Genomic DNA, 1974 nt, shown 5'->3' on the forward strand with positions numbered 1-1974 from the left:
CGAGCCTGGCAAGAGTGCTTCCTTGATCTCCCATCTGGTCGGGTTCAAGACGCTATACGACACGGACGCTCCTCTTGAGGACGTGTTACCGACGACGCTTGCGCGCTACCCGGAGCGATATAGCGGCTACACGCTCCAGCGACTGTGCGATGAGATGCACCAGTTCTATCGCGAGCGCAACGTCACGGAGCTGCAGCGCCTGTGCTTTCGCAGCGAGCACTTCCCGAAACAGGCAATGTCGGTGCAGCAGGCCACAGAGGCGTTCGTGGGCAACCGCGTCGACTACTTGCCGCTCGCGAAGTGTCAGGGGCGGATCGCGGCAGTGCTCGCGCTCATCTACCCGCCCGGCATCGGCATCGTCGTACCCGGCGAGCGTTTTGACGAGCGGGCGCAACCGATGCTCGACTATTTTCTCGTCTTCGAGGAGGCGTTCAACCGCTTTCCTGGCTTTGAGTTTGAGGTACAGGGCGTCTACGCCGACGATGTCGACGGGAAGGTCGTGCTCCATACCTACGTTGTGAAGGAATAGGCATGTTGAACGACGACACCTGCGTCTCCAGATTGGTGAAGTTTTCATCCACCGCACCGAGACCGACCACAAGGCGGCGTTCGCATCACGCCGTGCGACGCACAAGGAGCATTCATGCATGATGTCCCGGGAATCCTGTTCGATCGTCGCGTGCTGGTGGTCCATAACGGAATGAATGCAGTCAGCGCCGCAGGCCGCGCCACTTCCGCGTTGGTCCGGGATCTGCAAGCGCGCGGCATCAGTGTCATCGACGCCGTTTCGCTGCGCGAAGCGCAAGCGCAGATCGCGACTCATGCGTTATTGCAAGCGGTGCTGATCGATTGGGAGCTCGAGGGGATGTCGGGGCATGAAAGTGCACGCAACGTCATCGCTGCCGTGCGTGGACGCGCTGCACGGTTGCCTGTGTTCCTTCTTGCTGCGAGCGGTTCACTCGCGGAAGTGCCGGCCGAGACCCTCGAGGCTGTCAACGACTACATCTGGCTGTTCGAGGATACGCCCGACTTCGTCGGTGGGCGCGTTGCTGCCGCGATTGATCGCTACCGAGATACGTTGCTGCCGCCGATGTTCAAGGCGTTAGCGACCTTCGCCGGCACCTATGAGTATTCGTGGCACACCCCGGGACACAGCGGCGGCACGGCCTTTCTCAAACACCCGGCCGGGCGTGCGTTTTATGAATTTTTCGGCGAGGAATTGTTTCGGTCTGATCTGTCGATTTCTGTTGGCGAACTGGGTTCGCTTCTCGACCACTCGGGCCCGATCGGCGAAGCGGAGCGCAATGCTGCGCGCGTGTTCGGCGCGGATCGCACGTATTTCGTCACCAACGGCTCGTCCACCTCGAACCGTGTAATCCTGATGGCGAGCGTGACGCGCGACCAAATCGCGTTGTGCGACCGAAACTGTCACAAGTCGGTTGAGCACGCGATGACTCTCTCCGGCGCGATCCCGACTTACTTAATGCCTTCGCGTAACTACCTCGGCCTCATCGGACCCATTCCCTCGCAGCATCTCGAGCCGGGCGCCGTCCGTGATCGTATCGGAGCCAATGCGCTCGTAACGGAGGGTATGAATCGAGAGCCGCTCCACGCGGTAATAACGAATTCGACCTACGATGGCCTCTGCTATAACGTGGAGCGCGTCGTACAGCTGCTCGGGCTGTCCGTGGATCGGCTCCATTTCGACGAAGCGTGGTACGGCTACGCGCGGTTCAACCCGCTCTACGCCGGTCGCTTCGCGATGCACGGTAACCCTGCCGAGTCGTCTGGGGACGGCCCGACGATTTTCGCGACACAGTCGACCCACAAGTTGCTGGCGGCGCTGTCGCAGGCGTCCTACATTCACGTACGCGACGGGCGCCGGCCAATCGATCATGAGCGATTCAATCTGGCGTTCATGATGCATGCGTCGACGTCACCGCAGTACGCGATCATTGCGTCGAACGACGTTGC

At 60.8% G+C, this 1974-nt stretch carries 1 protein-coding gene and 1 pseudogene; both read left to right on the forward strand.

What is annotated here, in order from left to right; translation table 11 throughout:
- Window positions 1-529, forward strand: a pseudogene (locus tag BSU04_RS21795) (amino acid decarboxylase); the annotation flags it as partial.
- Between the two features lie 114 nt (window positions 530-643).
- Window positions 644-1974 (forward strand): Orn/Lys/Arg decarboxylase N-terminal domain-containing protein (locus BSU04_RS21800; RefSeq protein ID WP_306427211.1); only part of this gene is annotated, 1331 nt, incomplete at its 3' end.

This window comes from Caballeronia sordidicola (assembly GCF_002220365.1).
Lineage (GTDB): Bacteria > Pseudomonadota > Gammaproteobacteria > Burkholderiales > Burkholderiaceae > Caballeronia > Caballeronia sordidicola_C.